This is a genomic window from Chitinophaga sp., from assembly GCF_039596135.1.
Classification (GTDB): Bacteria; Bacteroidota; Bacteroidia; order Chitinophagales; family Chitinophagaceae; genus Chitinophaga.
The window spans coordinates 42,124-58,523 of record NZ_JBCNKH010000042.1 but is presented as its reverse complement, the minus strand read 5'-3'; the positions used below and the strand labels follow the sequence as shown (position 1 = coordinate 58,523).

Annotated in this window: 15 protein-coding genes; 3 read left to right on the top strand and 12 right to left on the bottom strand. The window is 47.7% G+C overall.

Translation table 11 applies throughout. The features are described 5' to 3' along the window. The 7 genes from ABDW16_RS21585 to ABDW16_RS21555 all read right to left on the bottom strand — a co-directional run. A partial coding sequence (locus ABDW16_RS21585) for an ABC transporter permease (protein WP_343672605.1) occupies nt 1-476 on the bottom strand: 476 nt, incomplete at its 3' end. After that, entirely contained in the window at nt 473-1,417 is a 945-nt protein-coding gene (locus tag ABDW16_RS21580; protein WP_343672603.1) for a biotin/lipoyl-binding protein, read from the bottom strand. The genes ABDW16_RS21580 and ABDW16_RS21585, both read right to left, overlap by 4 nt. 15 nt (nt 1,418-1,432) lie before the next feature. Beyond that, the gene (locus tag ABDW16_RS21575; protein WP_343672601.1) at nt 1,433-2,812 is read right to left on the bottom strand and encodes a TolC family protein; all 1,380 of its coding nucleotides are present in this window, start codon (nt 2,810-2,812) and stop codon (nt 1,433-1,435) included. Nucleotides 2,813-2,899: 87 nt separating this feature from the next. Then, nucleotides 2,900-3,670, bottom strand: a complete 771-nt coding sequence (locus ABDW16_RS21570) for a rhamnogalacturonan acetylesterase (RefSeq protein WP_343672599.1) — start codon at nt 3,668-3,670, stop codon at nt 2,900-2,902. After that, nucleotides 3,670-4,302, bottom strand: coding sequence for a DUF6250 domain-containing protein (locus tag ABDW16_RS21565; RefSeq protein WP_343672597.1), 633 nt, complete (start codon nt 4,300-4,302; stop codon nt 3,670-3,672). The genes ABDW16_RS21570 and ABDW16_RS21565 overlap by 1 nt, the downstream gene beginning before the upstream one ends. Before the next feature lie 4 nt (nt 4,303-4,306). After that, nucleotides 4,307-6,988: a hypothetical protein gene (locus ABDW16_RS21560; RefSeq protein ID WP_343672596.1), complete on the bottom strand. Its 2,682-nt coding sequence runs from the start codon at nt 6,986-6,988 to the stop codon at nt 4,307-4,309. Beyond that, the gene (locus ABDW16_RS21555; protein WP_343672595.1) at nt 6,975-8,837 is read right to left on the bottom strand and encodes a rhamnogalacturonan lyase; all 1,863 of its coding nucleotides are present in this window, start codon (nt 8,835-8,837) and stop codon (nt 6,975-6,977) included. Before ABDW16_RS21555 ends, ABDW16_RS21560 begins: the two co-directional genes overlap by 14 nt. Before the next feature lie 302 nt (nt 8,838-9,139). On the opposite strand from ABDW16_RS21555, the gene cysC reads away from it, so the two are divergent. Genes cysC through ABDW16_RS21540 form a run of 3 tightly spaced genes read left to right on the top strand, consistent with a single transcriptional unit; the run spans nt 9,140 to nt 11,825 of the window. Further along, complete coding sequence (gene cysC / locus ABDW16_RS21550; RefSeq protein WP_343672594.1) at nt 9,140-9,697, top strand: adenylyl-sulfate kinase; 558 nt, start codon at nt 9,140-9,142, stop codon at nt 9,695-9,697. Nucleotides 9,698-9,703: 6 nt separating this feature from the next. After that, the gene (locus ABDW16_RS21545) at nt 9,704-10,534 is read left to right on the top strand and encodes a hypothetical protein (protein ID WP_343672593.1); all 831 of its coding nucleotides are present in this window, start codon (nt 9,704-9,706) and stop codon (nt 10,532-10,534) included. A 28-nt stretch (nt 10,535-10,562) separates the two neighbouring features. Beyond that, nucleotides 10,563-11,825, top strand: a complete 1,263-nt coding sequence (locus ABDW16_RS21540; protein ID WP_343672592.1) for a Na+/H+ antiporter — start codon at nt 10,563-10,565, stop codon at nt 11,823-11,825. Between the two features lies 1 nt (nt 11,826). Here the strand turns inward: ABDW16_RS21540 and ABDW16_RS21535 are convergent, their stop codons facing one another. The 5 genes from ABDW16_RS21535 to ABDW16_RS21515 form a co-directional block, all read right to left on the bottom strand. Further along, entirely contained in the window at nt 11,827-12,669 is an 843-nt protein-coding gene (locus tag ABDW16_RS21535; RefSeq protein ID WP_343672590.1) for a glycoside hydrolase, read from the bottom strand. A gap of 168 nt (nt 12,670-12,837) precedes the next feature. Further along, a complete protein-coding gene (locus ABDW16_RS21530; RefSeq protein ID WP_343672589.1) occupies nt 12,838-13,854 on the bottom strand; it encodes an MBL fold metallo-hydrolase in 1,017 nt (338 codons plus the stop codon). Nucleotides 13,855-13,884: 30 nt separating this feature from the next. Next, complete coding sequence (locus ABDW16_RS21525) at nt 13,885-15,114, bottom strand: sigma-70 family RNA polymerase sigma factor (protein ID WP_343672588.1); 1,230 nt, start codon at nt 15,112-15,114, stop codon at nt 13,885-13,887. Next, nucleotides 15,107-15,463 (bottom strand): YciI family protein, encoded by a 357-nt coding sequence (locus tag ABDW16_RS21520; protein ID WP_343672586.1) that lies wholly within the window; start codon nt 15,461-15,463, stop codon nt 15,107-15,109. The genes ABDW16_RS21525 and ABDW16_RS21520 overlap by 8 nt, the downstream gene beginning before the upstream one ends. Before the next feature lie 208 nt (nt 15,464-15,671). Continuing rightward, nucleotides 15,672-16,382: a thioredoxin family protein gene (locus tag ABDW16_RS21515; RefSeq protein ID WP_343672584.1), complete on the bottom strand. Its 711-nt coding sequence runs from the start codon at nt 16,380-16,382 to the stop codon at nt 15,672-15,674. Between the last annotated feature and the right edge of the window lie 18 nt (nt 16,383-16,400).

Genomic DNA, 16,400 nt, shown 5'->3' with positions numbered 1-16,400 from the left:
GTTCTAAACGCATCAGCTACTCCTCTCTTTTGCAAAAGCCCGGCATTCATAGTTCCTGCACAAAGATTAATAGCCCCACCCGCAGCATTCGCCGTCAGCGTATTAGCCATGTTGAGATAGCAGATGAGATCTGGTTTCTTTTGCCCCAAAAGATCTGCCTCAAAATGATAGGGAATCACTACAACGGCCACAGCACGGGTTTGCAACAACAGTGCATGCAGATTCACTGTTTCATAAGTATTACTGATTACATGCAGGATCGGATCATCTTCCAGCATATCCCTGAAGCGATTGCTGGCCGGTGTCTGATCCTTGTCTACCACGATGATAGGCAGGTGCCGTACCTTGCCCTGCTGGTAGACCATGGCCTGTACCACAGAGAATACCAGGGGCATGAGCAGGAAAGCCACTACAAAAATCCGGTTGGTCAGGAATGCCCTGAATTCACGCCTGATGAGCAAAAAGATTGTCTTCATAGCGGATTCATTGTAATACTCGCATTGTACAACAAACCCTCTGTAGCCTCAATATTATCAGGTGCGATCTTTAACTCGTACACCGCCTCATCCATTTCATAATCAGGATAAGCTGTGGTGATGTCTGCGTACTTTGGCAACTGCTTTATTGTCAGAATATGCCCCTCATAAATTTTGTTCTCATAAGGTACCCGTATGGATACCTGTCCACCTTTTTTATAAGGCGCCACCTTACTTTCCGGGATGGTAAACCGGAACCACGTACTGTTAGGAATGTATCCGTTGAAGACGGGGTAACCCGCAGCAGCCAGTTCCCCCTCATGTGTGGCAATGGTCTCGACAGCCATGTAGTTGGTAGCAATGATATACCTTTCAGAATAGGCTACTTCCACTTCCTGTAGTATACCGCCTGCCTGTTCCTGCTGACCACTGGTGGCAATCTTCGTTTCGTACCGGGTGCCTGTTTCCGCTTCATTCAATTCTGCTGCTACTGCATCCAGCTGTGCTTTTGCACTCTGATACCGGGCATAGGCTTCATCATGCGCCTGCGGAGACAGCAGGCTGTCTGCAAACATCGCATTGGCCCTTTTGTATGACTTACTGGCAAAATCAAACTGTTCCTGCATCATTGCATATTTAGCCCGCAGCTGTTTCAGCTGGTTTTGTGTAGGTCCGTTATCTGCCAGTAAGTGCTGTGCTGACACGGCTTTGTATGCCCCTTTTGCCTGCGCAATTTTGGCGCTTACTTCCGGCACATCCAGCATGGCCAGTGTATCGCCGGGTTTTACCTGCTGCCCTTCCTGCACATATATTTTCAGGATCCGGCCGGTCACTTTCGGTGAAAAACTAATGGTCTCCCGTTTTATCTTCCCGGGTAAGGTCGTTATCTTTTTATGATTGCAGGCGCACAATACCAGCATACACACTATAAGTATCCTCATACGATTATGATTATTTTATTGCAACGATTGAATGGTGAGATGACCAGATGCTTTCAATAAAGAGATGGCAGCCCTGCGCTGATCGTAGATAGCCTGTATGTAGCCAAGGGCAGCCTGTTCATAATCTTCCTCCGCATCTATGAGCTGACCGGATTTGATTAACCCGGTACGGTATTCGCTGGTAGCCTGTTTCAGCGCGTTGTATGCCGTCTCCTGCTGAGATTGACTTAATTGCAACTGTGCTTCGGCTACGATGTACTCTGTACGACACTTCTCCTGGTTGAGCTCCAGTTTTTCTATGACTTCGTTTTTATTATTAACTGTTTTTTTCAATTCAATGGTGGCACGCTGCACTTCCCGGCGGCCTTCCTTACCGTCAAACAGATCCCACTTCAAACCAATGCCGATGTTATACATGGGCAGGACATTGAAATTGGGAAGACTGGAAGAAAGTTTACTGCCACCGGGCAATAAAGGGTCGCTACTGCTGATATGGCCTGCCAGCAGACCGATATACCCCAACGAGGAAGCCAGTTGTACTTTGGGCACAAACCAGGTATTGGCGGCTTTGATTTTGTATTGATTCGCAACGATTGCTGCATCCAGTGCTTTTATTTCTGCCCGGTCTTCTATGCCTGTTTGCGCTGTAATTGCAGGCAGGACTTTTAATGGCACCATGATGGTGGCCAGTCGTTCTCTCGATATATTTGTAAGTTGAAATAAACGGGTAAGCAGTAATTCATGCTTACCATCATAAGCGACTACCTTAGCCTGTAGTTGCGCCTGGGCAACGGCTATCTTCTGGTGTTCATAAGGTGTGATGAGACCGTAACCGAGGGCTTTATCTGCCGTTTTCATATTCTCCGCCAGCCGGCGGGTACTTTCATCCAGTACAGCCCTGACCTGCCTCAGTAAGGCTAACTGGTCGAATGCTGTGACAACGTCGCTGATTATTTCCTGCCTGTCTTTTTCGAGCAGGGCTGTCTGTCCCCTTTCCTTTGCCGCCAGGGCACGTTTCAATTGCGGCACCTTGCCACCCGAATAGAGTAACATATGTGCCCCGATATCAGCCGTCACCAGGTTCCCGGTAGTAGTAAAACGGTTATGCCCTTCTTTAATATCGATATTGAGTTGGGGGATGCTGATAGCTGGCGATTTGATACCAAAAGAAGAAAGTATAAAAGCGTCTTTAGCGGTAAAGTCTACACGTGGAAGATAAGCTTCCTTTAATTGCTGCTGATCGGTTTGCGTGAGGGAAATTTCAAGCTGCTGATCGATCAGCCCATAGTCTTTGTGAAGCGCACTGTCAATCAGCTCCTCCAGTGTAGGAGAAGCCGATTGTCCAATCGCGCAAAGAGGAAGAAAGAAGATAATGAATAACCAGTTTTTGACCATCTGAATGCCAATTGCTTACAGGGCCAAAGGTCAATCATTTCAGGAGGTAAGGGAATTGACAAATGATGATAAAACTTGTACAATTCATTAATTCAGGTATTTATTCAAAGAGAGTTTTTTGGCGCCTTTTATCCCTGCTACCACTTCTGCCGCATTCAGCTTCGCCCCCGCTGCTATCGTATGCGTATGATCTTTTGTACCAAAATAAGTACCTGCTACTTTCGCCTCACCTTCCTGGTCATATACATCCGCAATCAATGTATTCAGATCGATGAAAGCAACACCTTCTTTCTCTGCCACCTGCTTTGCCCACAGTCCATAATCATTGTTGTTCCGCGCTACTTTACCATCCTTCCATACATTGCGTGGAATAGGTGAGCATACTACCGGAACAGCACCCTTTGCCTTCGCTTCCCTGATAATCTGTGTCAGGTACCAGCCGTAGCTATGCACCACTTCCCGCTGCTTTGTAATAGGATTATAGATCTCCTTCTGATCATCGCCGATACCTTTGATTGTACCCCTGGCCCGGGCCGTATCATCCAATGGTGCGCCGTCGTTGTGCCCAAATTGCATGATCACATAATCACCAGGTTGTATTTTTGCCAATACAGAATCCCAGAGACCTTTCGTTCTGTAAGTGCGGCTGCTGGTGCCACCCAGGGCACGATTGACCACCTTGATCTTTGTGGTATCAAAATAGTCGCCTATAAAATGGCCCCATCCCCAAAGGTCTCCATCTCCTTTATCCTTCCCGTTTTTGACAGTACTATCACCTATCAGGTACAGGGTAGGTTTATGCGGCGCGGCGCTCATTAAAAAAGCAGCTGTGATGACAGTTAACAACAGTTTGTACATTATTGATAAATTTTAAAATCACTAATTTCCTGCCGGGACCAGGTAGACCTGAACCCGAAATAACCTTTGCGTAATGGCTGAGGATCAGCATATACAAAATACTGCACCCCATCTACAAAAAAACTGGTAGTACCGTCTTTTACCACAATCCTGATGGTGTAAGTATGATTGGGTTGCAGCAGATGCGCGCTGTCGGAATATTCCTGTATAAGCCTTCTTTCTCCCGTGCCTTCATATTTTCTAAACCGGGTGGTACTATTAGTATTGCCACCCATGCCTACATAATACAATTGCAGGGAATCGTATTCTTCCAGTACCCCATGGCGGTGAAAACCCGGGTGTTGTACCATCCAAAACATGTTCAGGTCAGAGAGACGATCATTGGCACCACCCTCTACAACCACCCTTCTTTTGTATTCAATGGTGAAGTTGCCACTCAGCTCTTTATTGAGCCAGACCGTCACACCACCTTTGGTGTCCAATACCAGTTTGCCGTGTGATGTGTACACGCGGGAACCTGGCTTGGGTGCTATTTCTGCTTTCCACAAAGTAGTATCCAGTGGCGATGTAAAGTTAATTTTCTGCGCTACGGCTATTTGAGAAAAGCAGAGTAAAATCAGTAGTTCCTTCATTGTTTTAATCATTGTAAGCATTACCTGCCAGGTCTAACATTGCCATGGCCGTTAAGCCCCATTGTGCCACCGCATTTGTACTTACACCGGGGGCTTCTTCAATAGGGTTTAATACAGCCGGGCCATTTACAGGGTCCATTTTTACGGACATCTTTTTAATCCCGGCTTCGCCCCCCAGGAATTCTTCCCATGCCCGGGCTGCCAGTTTTTTATCCTGTTTTACACGGGCTGCAAATGCCGTAAGGCGGGCATGTCCCTGTCTCAGGTTTAGTTTGCCCAGTGATTTACCTAATGCAGCTGTTTGCTCCTCAGGAGTAGCATTGTATAAGGTACAATAATCTAACCATGCTTTTTCAAATGAAGGCATTTTGATCAATGCCACCAGTTCCATACAAATTTCAGGTAAACCAAATACGGCGCTCAGGTGAGAAACAGAAATTTTACCTGCCGGTGCGAGTTGGAATTTGCCGGTAGCGAGTTCCATATCGCCAGACCCGGTAAAGAATCCATGTGGCTGTGCGGCGATGGTCTGCATACTATTGAGCAACCGTTCCTTTGCCACAGGTGTACCATGCCGTTCCCATTCTGTAAGCCATGCAGCCGCCAGTGAGCCCCAGTCAGTACCAAATGAAACACCTGCATACTTACCATCCGGATCGCCAACGGGCTGGCCTATTTTACGACCAGGCACAATGGTGCGCAGTGTGTAGGCAGCATCTACTTCTGCCTGCATCAGGTCTCCTACCCTTTCGTCTGCCGTGAGGTAATAGTAGAAACGGCGATTGGCAACAGTGGAGATGCGCAATTGCTTCGCACTACATCCCCAGTGCTGTACATTATGGCGGGAGCCCAAAGGCGCAAACCGGCCTATGTGGTGAACATCTACTTCGCCGGTATGCCGGGTCATGGCTTCTGCCATGCGGAAGGCGTCTTTGCGGCCGGAATGCAGGTAATAATACCAGAGCCAGAGGTCAGTAGACAGCTCGGAGTTATCCCAGGCAAAACCGCCTACATCATAGCGCCATACATGCCTGTCGCTATCGTAGGAATGCATTACATCGCCGTAGTTCCAGAAGCCATACCAATGCCTGTCTTCTACCTGCTGGTGATAGTAGTCGAAATAAAAATCCAGTTGTTTCAGCATCTGCTCTTTGGTGGGAGACGGTGTAAGGGCCTGGCTCCAGCTGCCACCAAATACGCCGGCCAGCTGCCATTGATTCGTGGCGCAGGTAATGGTATCCGGATCCTGGATGTAGCTGGCGATCTGGCTTAAATATGCATTACCGGGTGTAGCTGATAATACCCATACCTGTGCTTCACTGGTGCGGGCTACCCCCATCGGCGTACCAAAGCCCGGCTCATAATCTTCGTAGGTAATGTCTAAACCTTCCCGTTGTTTTTCGAAAGTATCCTGCCCCATGCCATCGTGGTAAAAACGCAGGTCCATGGGGTTTGCTTTGGGTGCCCATAACCACATGGTAATCGTTGCTTCGGGGGTATGCGCATTGCGGATATCCAGCTGTGCAGGATGGCTTTGCCAGAAATTGCGGATGCCAAAAGCAAGTCCCCCGGCAGGTGTGCCTATATAGCCCGTGCCGGAAGCACGGCGGCCGTAGGCAGATTGAATCCAGCCATAGCCTTCCCGGGTACGTTTCTGAATTTCAAACGCATCGGGCGTGGGCTGGAATAAGGTATAATCCCCGAAATCGGGAATGTATTGCAGCCTATCGCTGATGGCGGATACATCTGTTACCATTTTCCCGGCAATTTGAGCCTGTCTGGCGGCTTCTCCCGGGTCACGGCGTAGACCTGTCAGTCCTTTGATTGCCTCGGCAAATACGCCTTCTTTTTCGCCTGTAAAACGAATATGGCGGTTGTATGTTTCGCCCTCTAAAGGAAGGCTGAACCGGATGCCTAATCCACTGATAAAATCTTTCTGTTCATCTCCATCATAAATAATCGTGTGCAATATGCGGATCGCCTCACTACCTTCATAGAAATACAGCCGCACAACAAAGGGGAGTAAATTGCGTTGGGTGGCATTGACATGATGACCGGTGATTTTAATAACTGCTCTTACAGGCCCGGATTGTTCCACCACCACTTCTGTGACCTGCGACTCATAGTGATCATGGATCGTGGCTGCTTCCGGTGCATTTTGTACCTGCAATACCAGCTTACCATTCGTGGCAGCTATCTTTCCGTTCCTGCGAATACTACTCATTAACACCGCGCCACTTTTTCGGATTGTGCATTGCAACAGGCCATTGTCTACGATATATTGATCCGCTTCTTCTTTTACAAATGCGCTTCCACTTACCTGCTTCACCACGCTTTTCAATACCAGCTGATCTGTCAATCCCTTATTCGCTCCTATCGCGTGGCCCGTCCACTTCAGGGATCCATCCGGCCAGTAAGCCAGCGGCCAGGATTGCAGGTTCACGGGTTGTCCGTTACTTTCCAGTATAAAACCATTCTCTTTTTTCACCGCACCCTGTGGCCATGGCACGCCCCAGGTAGCCCCTATACTCATTTGGGGCACCTTATCTCCCAGCCAGTGCAAAGGCATATTATCCTGCACCCCGCCTGGCATCCACGATTGCAAGGATGCTGCCACGGGAAGACCTGCACTTATAATCATCGATTGTTTCATAAATTCCCTGCGGGAAAGATTACCTTGTTCCATTTATTATAATATTCGGTCTGACGGGTGTATGCATACCAGCTCCAAAATAAAATCCGGGATGGGGAGGCTGGTTGTAACTAACATTCTGCCAGGCTATCGCCAGGCGGTATTGGGGATCCTGCATCCAGGTAATATACCTGTAAGATGTAGGAATCGTGGTAGTATAAATACGTAATGCACTATTATCTTCCGTACGCCAGATCACCTCCTCCCGCCAATCTCCCAAAAGATCAGCACTCAGGCAGGGTGTTGCTTTCGTGCCATTATTGGCTACACAACCTGCAGCTGTTAATAAGTTAATCGTTGTATCGTTTTTCCAGTCCCATTTATCAATCCGGTTCTTATCCAATAGCTCACGTGTCAGATCGCCATCCCACCAGATCACAAAGTTGGTAGAAGAAGGTGTTTTCGCTGTAATGGTTTTACCATGTACATCTCTTAACCCACCGGGACCGCCCCAGTTTTCAAAACCGGGATGTGTGGGATCAATATCAGCTGCTACACCACGGCCTACATCCGCACCGGGTCCAAGGCTCCACAATATTTTCCCTGTAGCAGCGTCAAACATGGCTACACCGGGCGTTTGCAAAGCAATAGTCCTGTCTTCATTTTCATGAATCCCGAATACTTCCATACCGGGGTGTTCAGGATCCATGTCAGTTAAATGGAGCGCATCACCATGTCGCAAACCTGTTGTATACAATCCTTTGCCATTATCATCCACCGTCATTGCACCGATACAGATTTCATCCTTCCCATCTCCGTCTACATCTGCCACACTCAGGCTATGATTGCCCATGCCTGAATAAGGATTGTTGCCATCATGGGTATCGAATACCCAACGACTGCTTAGTTGTCCATTGCGATAATCCCATGCAGCAAGTACAGAACGGCCATACCAACCTCTTACAAAAACCACACTCGGATGCACCCCATCCAGGTAGGCAATACCCGCGGTAAACCTGTCTGCCCGGCCACCGGTGCTGTCATTGCCACCATTACCGCCTATACCACCCCAGCCATCCAGTGGGTAACGGTCAGGAATAAAGGTAGTAGTTGCCGTCGCAGCCCCCGTTTGTCCGTTGAATACGGTAAGGTATTCAGGTCCATCCAGGATCTTTCCATATTGTGCACCATGTTCATCGGTGAGCCGGCGCCAGTCTTTAGTGACATCACCAATCACGGTGCCCTTTCCGTCAATAGTGCCATCGGCCGTCTTGCATACCAGTTCTGCTTTTCCATCGCCGTCCAGGTCATACACCAGCATTTGTGTATACGCGGCACCAGACCTGATATTTTTACCCAGGTCTATGCGCCAGAGAAATTTTCCATCCAGTGTATAGGCATCTATCAGCTGATTGTCTGTCAGTCCTGGCTGCGGCGGATTCTTTGCATTGGCAGGATCCCATTTCAATATAATCTCATAACGGCCATCGCCATCCAGGTCGCCTACTGTCGCATCATTTGCACTATACTTACCGGCAGGGCGTTGCAAAGGTATATTGAGGTATTGCTGCACCGGGGTATGTGCTTTTAACAAAAAATTATCGTTCTCAGCAAGCTCACGCCCATTGATCACAGGCACAATCGTCCATTTACTATCTGTGGCAGTATCTGCCAGCGGCGTCGCAAAACAGGTTGCCTTGCGTAAAGGCTGCCTGTTCTGTAACTGATGATCACGATAAATATTAAAGGCTACCTGCTCAGGGTCCGTCGCTAACAGGCGCCAGCTGAGGAATACGCTATCCCGCTGATGACGTACTACCACTATCCCCCTGTCCAGGAATTCCATTCTTCTTTGCCCCAAAACCGTGGAACACAGGCATAACAATACAATAAGCTTATACATCTAAGTAAAAATTACCGGAAGTGGTGGTGGTAAATCGGGCGTAAATGTATAAAAAATGTGCCAGTGACACTATACCATAGAGCATTTCTAATTACCGTTTGTCGATACTTTTTAAAAATCTATCGTATCCAAGAATGATTTATGAAGAATTTTATTAATTTACATGACCATATCCAATATAGCTGAAGGATATTGATTGCGAACTATCATCTATCTGTCCCCTACCATCTGCTATTTACCCGCCATGTAACCTTTTATTCCATTATCTGCGGCTTATTGTCAACCTGTAAATTCAATATGCGATGATTATTCAACTATGCGGACTTTCCGGAGCGGGAAAAACTACAATTGCCACCAGTGTTAAAAGGAAGGCAATGGCGTATGGCACACCCATTGAAATCATTGACGGAGACAACTACCGGGAATTCTTATGCAAAGACCTGGGCTTTTCCAAAGCAGACCGTTGCGAAAATATACGCAGACTGGGGTTTGTGGCCAGCCGCCTCTCCGGGCACGGCATTATTTGTATTATCAGTGCGATCAATCCATACCGCACTATGCGCGAGGAACTGACTAACGCTTATGAACAAGTGAAAACGGTGTTTGTGGATTGCCCTGTGGCAGAACTCGTACAACGGGATACCAAGGGACTCTACAAACGGGCCATGCTGCCGGATAACCATCCTGACAAACTGCGAAACCTGACCGGTGTAAACGATCCTTTCGAAGCACCGCTATCGCCAGACCTGCACTTAAAAACCAACGAAAAAACAGTGGCAGCCTGCACCAATGAACTGTTCAATTTTATCCAGGCATCTATTCAAACACAAACCAGACGTTACCAGGCAGTAACAGTATAAGCAAAGATGAATAATAAAGTTTTAGTGATTACCGGTATGCACCGGTCCGGTACCTCATTGATTACCCATTGGCTGTACAAGTGTGGCCTGCACCTGGGTGAGCAGTTTTTAGGCGCCGGCATCGGCAATACAGACGGGCATTTTGAGGATCTTGATTTTGTAGAAGCACACCGGCACATCCTGCTGGATCTATTTGGATCCGGAGACGGAACTATCGACACCCCTATTTGTTCTATCAGTGAAGAGCAGCTGGATTCATTACGCACACTGGTCCAGAAAAAACAACAGGCACAACCACAATGGAGCTGGAAAGATCCCCGTACCTGTCTGTTCCTGCGTACTTACAGGGAATTGCTACCCGGGGCAAAATACCTTGTCATACTCAGGGATTACCGGAGTGTAGTGAGCTCACTCATAAGCCGGCACCATAAAAGTACAGCTCTGAAATATGCTGCCATAGGCGGCATTCGGCAACTCATCTGGAAATACTACAGGAGCGATATCCGCAAAAAGAAATTACTGCAACAGTATAGTGAATCCTATCTGAAAACATGGATTCTCTATAACCGGGAAATACAACAGCATTTACTGATACAACCAGCGGGCACTTGCCTGGTCGTAGATCAATCCCGTTTATCCGCTACCAGTCAGGAAGTTTTTGATCACCTCACCAGCCAATGGCAACTGGACTTAACCTACCATGATTTCGCTAAGGTGTACAAGGAAAAATTGCTGAGTGAAGTATGGGATGTGGCTACGTATGTGAAAGATAAAAGGCTGCTGGAAGAGGCAACAGCCCTGCAGGCCAAGTTATTATTACATGCCTTATTAAAATAAATTGTTATTTTGCCGGCTTTAGCGCCACATGGAAAATTACAGTATCGTCATGCTTATCCTGGGTGTCATGATGGCACTCTCAGCATTTGCAGATAAACTCAAGAGACCTTATCCCGTATTGCTCGTCACGGCTGGTATTGCACTGGGTTTTGTACCCGGCATGCCACAGATCACGATCAGCCCGGAAATCGTATTCCTGATCTTCCTCCCTCCTATGCTGTATGATGCAGCATGTAATATCTCCATGCAGGAGTTTAAGAACAATGGCAAAACTATCAATACGCTGGCTTTTACAGTGGTGTTCATCACGACCGGGGGCATTGCATTACTGGCACACTATCTCATGGGTATGCCATGGCCACTGGCATTCGTGCTGGGAGCCGTTTTATCTGCTACAGATGCGGTAGCTGCTACCAGTATTACCAAAGGGCTGGGGTTGAACCACAAGACATTGACCATACTGGAAGGCGAAAGCCTGATCAATGATGCCTCCGGTCTGATTACTTACCGCTTTGCTGTAGCGGCAGTAGCAGGGAGTTCTTTTATCTGGTACAAGGCGGGCGGACAGTTTATCCTGCTCATTGCCGGTGGGGTACTATTAGGCTTTTTAGCCGGAAAGTTGCTACAATTTATCCTGCATCATACCAGGCAAAATGGCATTGTATCCATCAGCTTTACATTACTGTTTCCTTTTGTGACTTATTCACTGGCAGAAGACCTGCATGTATCTGGTGTGATCGCAGTTGTGGTATTAGGCGTCTTTACGGCCCGCCTCACCTCCATGTACTTCCCTGCAGCTACCAAAGCCCAGTCCAAAGCCTTCTGGGATATCATCGTCTTTATCCTGAATGGGCTGGTGTTTATCCTGATAGGATTGGAATTTCCCTACGTTATTCATAATGTAAAGAGTATACAGATCCTGCCGCTCATCGGGTACAGTTTCCTCATTGTATTTGTGACCATAGCTATCCGGGTGCTACGCATCTTTATAGAAAGCCGCAGGCACTATCTCACTTTCCGTAAAACCGGTACGGACAAGCATAAAAAGGCATTGCTGGACTGGAAAACCTGTCTCATACTGGGCTGGTCTGGTATGCGCGGTATCGTATCGCTGGCCACCGCACTGGCGCTGCCGGAGAAACTGGATAGCGGGGAGCCTTTCCCACAGCGGGATACCATTATTTTCATTGCGGTCCTGGTGGTAGTGATCTCACTCGTTATGCAGGGGCTCACGCTCCCGCTGTTAGTAAAATGGCTGAATGGGCATAAGCACAGGTCACAGGTAGCGTGAATTAATAAGTACGGGTTCGTCCTATATAAATATTCTTTGCATACAGGTACGTATCTGCCGTAGGGCCGGGTGTTCCACTGGATCCTTCCATTTGCATGTTAATGATCACATACAGTGGTTTGCCTACAAAGTTGGCATTGTGTACAGCCTTCCATACACCATCTATATAGTAGTGAATGTCTACATTGGTATCACTTACCTTCGTAATCCATGCCCGGTAAGTATGCCAGCTACCCGGCGAAGACACCGTGGTCAAAGTACTGGATACATCGGAGGATGTTCTGAAAGTATTCTGCCAGTTGGTAGCGCTGCCCTTGAACTCCATGATGTCGCTTTCGGGTGGCCAGCTGTTCACACCGGTGAGCCAGAACGCTGGCCAGGAACCGGTAACAGTAGGTACCTGGAAATCGCATTTTACTTCCCAGTTGGGAAACTGGTCATTGACCAGTATATGTTCCTTTGTATTGACAGCACCTGAGTGATAGTGAATAGCCAGGTGGGGAGTGGAAGTGCTGGTGCCCTCGTCCCAGGTGATCTTTGTCGCCTTGATGGTGAGCACACCATTGTTCAGGTAAATGTGGTTGTGATCCGTACTGCTGCCATACATACGTGCAGTACCGTTATGATCAGAGCCCCATGGATACAGGTAGTTCCATGCGGCTTCAAAAGCAGTGTAACTGGCAAATGAATTGCCATCTAATACCGTTTCCCATGTTTCGGCAGCTTCGGCAGCGGCAATGGATTTGGCGCTGACGGCGGCAGGGACTTTCTCCTGCCATTGCTTACCACAGAAAGAAAAAAGAGGGATGCCGATGGCTAGCAGTGCTACAGTTAAGAGTTTCATAGAGTGGAAAGGTTTATGGATGAACAAAATGCTCCTGTGACCTGTACCATTCAATGATACGGCATTTTCCCCGGGTGGGATAGCAGTATTATAACCCTGATTACTTAAATATGAACCAAATGAAAGCGGCTTACAACACCGGGGATTCGCTACTTCCCTTCTGATTACTTAAATATGAACCAATTGAAGGGCTTCCCCAATGCGGAGCGGCTTAATACGTTTTTCCAGCCCATGCTCCGTAGCTATCTGTTTAAACACTTTCAGCGGCAGGTCCAGCGGCTCGTCAGACAAGTCGAAGGTACCAAAATGCATAGGAATGGCATAACTGGCATTCAGCTCTTCCGTGGCTTTGATAGCCAGTGCCGGCGACTGATGTACCGGATGCATGAACCATTCCGGCTCGAAAGCACCAATGCCCAGCAAGGCATAATCAAACCCACCAAATACTTCCTGTAACTGCTGATAATGGGTATCGTATCCACTGTCGCCACCAAAGTAAATGCGCCGGTGAGCCGACTCTATTACAAAGCCCCCCCATAATCGGCGGTTGGTATCGAAAGCCCCCCGCTTACCCCAGTGACGTGCAGGCACGTACGTGATCTTTATACCTCCGGTAAGGTATTGCTGGTACCAGCCAGCTTCCTGGATCAGCTCAGAACCGGTAAACTCTTTCAATAAAGGCTCCATGCCCAGGCCGGCGAGATAGGTGGCTTTGGGATTGTTTCTCGCTAATCTTTGCAAAGTAGGTTTATCACAATGATCACGGTGATCGTGCGAGAGCAGGATGTAATCCAGCTTGGTTAATAAGATCGGGTTGACAGGAAACGGGGTGACTCTTTTTACAGCGAGGATATCGCCAAATACCGGATCGGTCAGCAGGCGAACACCGCCTATACGAATGAAAAAGGTACAATGCCCCAGCCATGCAATCACATCATCATCTCCATTCAGCCAGGCAGCATCTGTAAGCACGTCTGGCCTCCAGCGCAGTTTTTCCTTTTCCGCTTTGAAGGGGTTATCTTTCATTTTCCAGCGGATGACTTCCATAAATGATGGGGAGTATGGATGCTGCAGATTTACAAAACGTCCACGCGCATCAACCGGAGTTCCTTTCCAGTTTTCATCTTTGATAATAGTTTCCAATGCTGCATTGTTCACGTAACCAGCTGCCATGATTGCTTCCATAAATCTTAGTAATATCCCTAAAGATAATATCTACAAATTTAACTTTGACAACATCTTCCTGATATAATTTACTTCTGCTGAAGACCTTGCCTGTGTAAGGGTCCTGGAAAAGTATACAGCGGCCTGTGCATGATCGCCCTCCTGCATGTACAGTTTGCCAAGTGTGGCATTCAGCAGGTAATAACTATTCATAAATGGGGAGCGCTGCAGGCCGGCCAGCAATTCAAAAGCACTGTCCACCTCGCCGGCATAATACAATGCAATGGCATAATTTAATTCTACAAATGGATTTGGCAATAACTGTTTATATAACTGCGCGATCTTCTTCCAGTCTGTCGTTGCGAAAGAAGTTGCCGTACTGTGCAGGTAGGCAATGTATGCTTCCACATGATAGGCAGACAGCTGTGTACCTTTTGACTGATTAAAATAATAATAACCGAGCCTGATCAGGTCCTGGTTCCACAATGAACGATCCTGCTGTTCCAGGTCTATTAATTCTCCATTTTCGTCAAAACGAGCCTTAAAACGGGCCGAATTGAACAACATGAGACTATATAAGGCACAGGTATCAATATTGCCCATATGGCTATCCAGAATCGCTTTATTGAGAATCAGCGCTTCTTCACACAACTCCTCCCTTAAGAGTGTTTTCCCTTCGGCAGAAGTATGGCCTTCATTAAAAATGAGATAAATTATTTTATGAACGATGGGCAGGCGTTGTTGCATAGCATCGGGGGCGGGTGTAATGAGCAGGATCTTTTCTTCCTTTATTTTCTGTCTTGCCCGCAGTAATAATTTATCTACCCCATCGATGGTCATACCCAGCAGACTGGCGATAGTTGCTACTTTGAAGTTAATAACATATTTCAGGGTAATCACCACCTGTACCTTTGGGGCCAGGTCCGGATGTGCGCAGGCAAATAGTAAACGGAGTTGTTCATCGTCCGGGAAATCAGCAGAAAACGTCATGGCCGGCGATGCTGGTTCCGGTGCATGATGCAGGCGGAGGAACTTTTTATCGTCTCTCAGTTTGTTCAATGCCTTGTTTCTGCATACACTGAAGATCCAGCCTGCCGGGTTATCCGGCAGCTGTACCTCCCAGTGGCACAATGCAGCGGCAAAGGCATCCTGCACCAGGTCTTCTGCCGTTTCCAGGTCTATTTCTTTTGAAAAGCGCAACAGGGAAGCGACCATTTTGCCATAGTGTTGCTTGTACAATTGGTCTATTTCCTGTTGCACTTTATTATGTAGATCAGCCATTCGGGAAATCTGTTACCATGATGGGTCTTACTTCTATTTCCAGCTCCCCGCGCTGCAATATGGGGCAGGTCTGTGCCAGGGCGGCAGCCTGCTCCAGGTTCTCTGCACTGATCATAATATAACCGCTTACCCCTTCTTTCGCTTCTATGAAAGGCCCGTCAGACACTATTTCGTTTTTGGTCACATACCGGCCCTCTGACCATAAAGGCTCACCGCCTATAAAGTTGCCGGTCACGGCGAGCCCTTCCACCCATTCCGTCATTTCCTTTATACCATGGTTTCTGTCTTTGTCTGTATATTCTTTCAATTTTTGCAGGTCTTCCCTGATGAGGAGCATGAATTTTTCCATAACTGAACTGTACTTTTAAATATAAGATAACAAAGGGAAACAACACATATTGCAATCAATCCCCAGCGAAGCCAGGCAGCCACAGTAAACGAAATACCAATACCGGTACCGAGGGCGATCCAGGCAGCCAGGCAAAGGGGGCACTTGGGGATTAATAAGAGCAGTATGCCTGGCAGTAGCATACGGGCGGGGCGGCAATTACACTTCATCAGTGACAGCATTTATGTTCGCTCACTACCTCGTATTTATCATGATGCCGTACCCAGTCCTGCAGGCCATTCTCTTCGTTCCGGCCCTTAGGCATGAGGTCCAGGATCACATAAGTGCCCAACAGGTTTTCGTTACCCCTTGCATAAGAGGAATAGGTATGAAAGATCTGCCCGCTTTCATCCTTGTAAAAAACACTGATACCCGGCAATTCCTCACCCCCAAATTTACTGTTCTCGTAATTGTAATATACGGTATCCTCTTTTTTAAATGATACATGGTAGTCAAAATTAAAGCTGTTCTCACCGGAAGACACCCATGTAAAATTCCAGCCCATCCGTTTTCTGAAGGCTTCAATGGCGGCTATCGGAGCCCTGGATACGGCGGCAAATGAAACATCGTGGTTGTTCAGGTGCGGCAGTGTTCCGGGTACATGGTCCGCCATAAAAGAACAACCAACACAGCCTTCTTTCCAGTCCGGTCCCATCATAAAATGCTGGAGCAGGAGCTGGCTACGACCTTCAAACAGGTCTGAGAGGGTAACTTTACCGTTGGGGCCGTCGAATACATAGTTTGTTGTTACTTTTTCCCAGGGGAGCGCCTGCCGCTCCTTTGCCAGCTGATCGCCCAGGTGGGTATATTCTTTTTCTCTGGCCAGGAAGGCTTTGCGGGCTTCGACCCATTCAGCATGCGATACGATACGATTTTCCATATTGTGTGGGTTTTATTT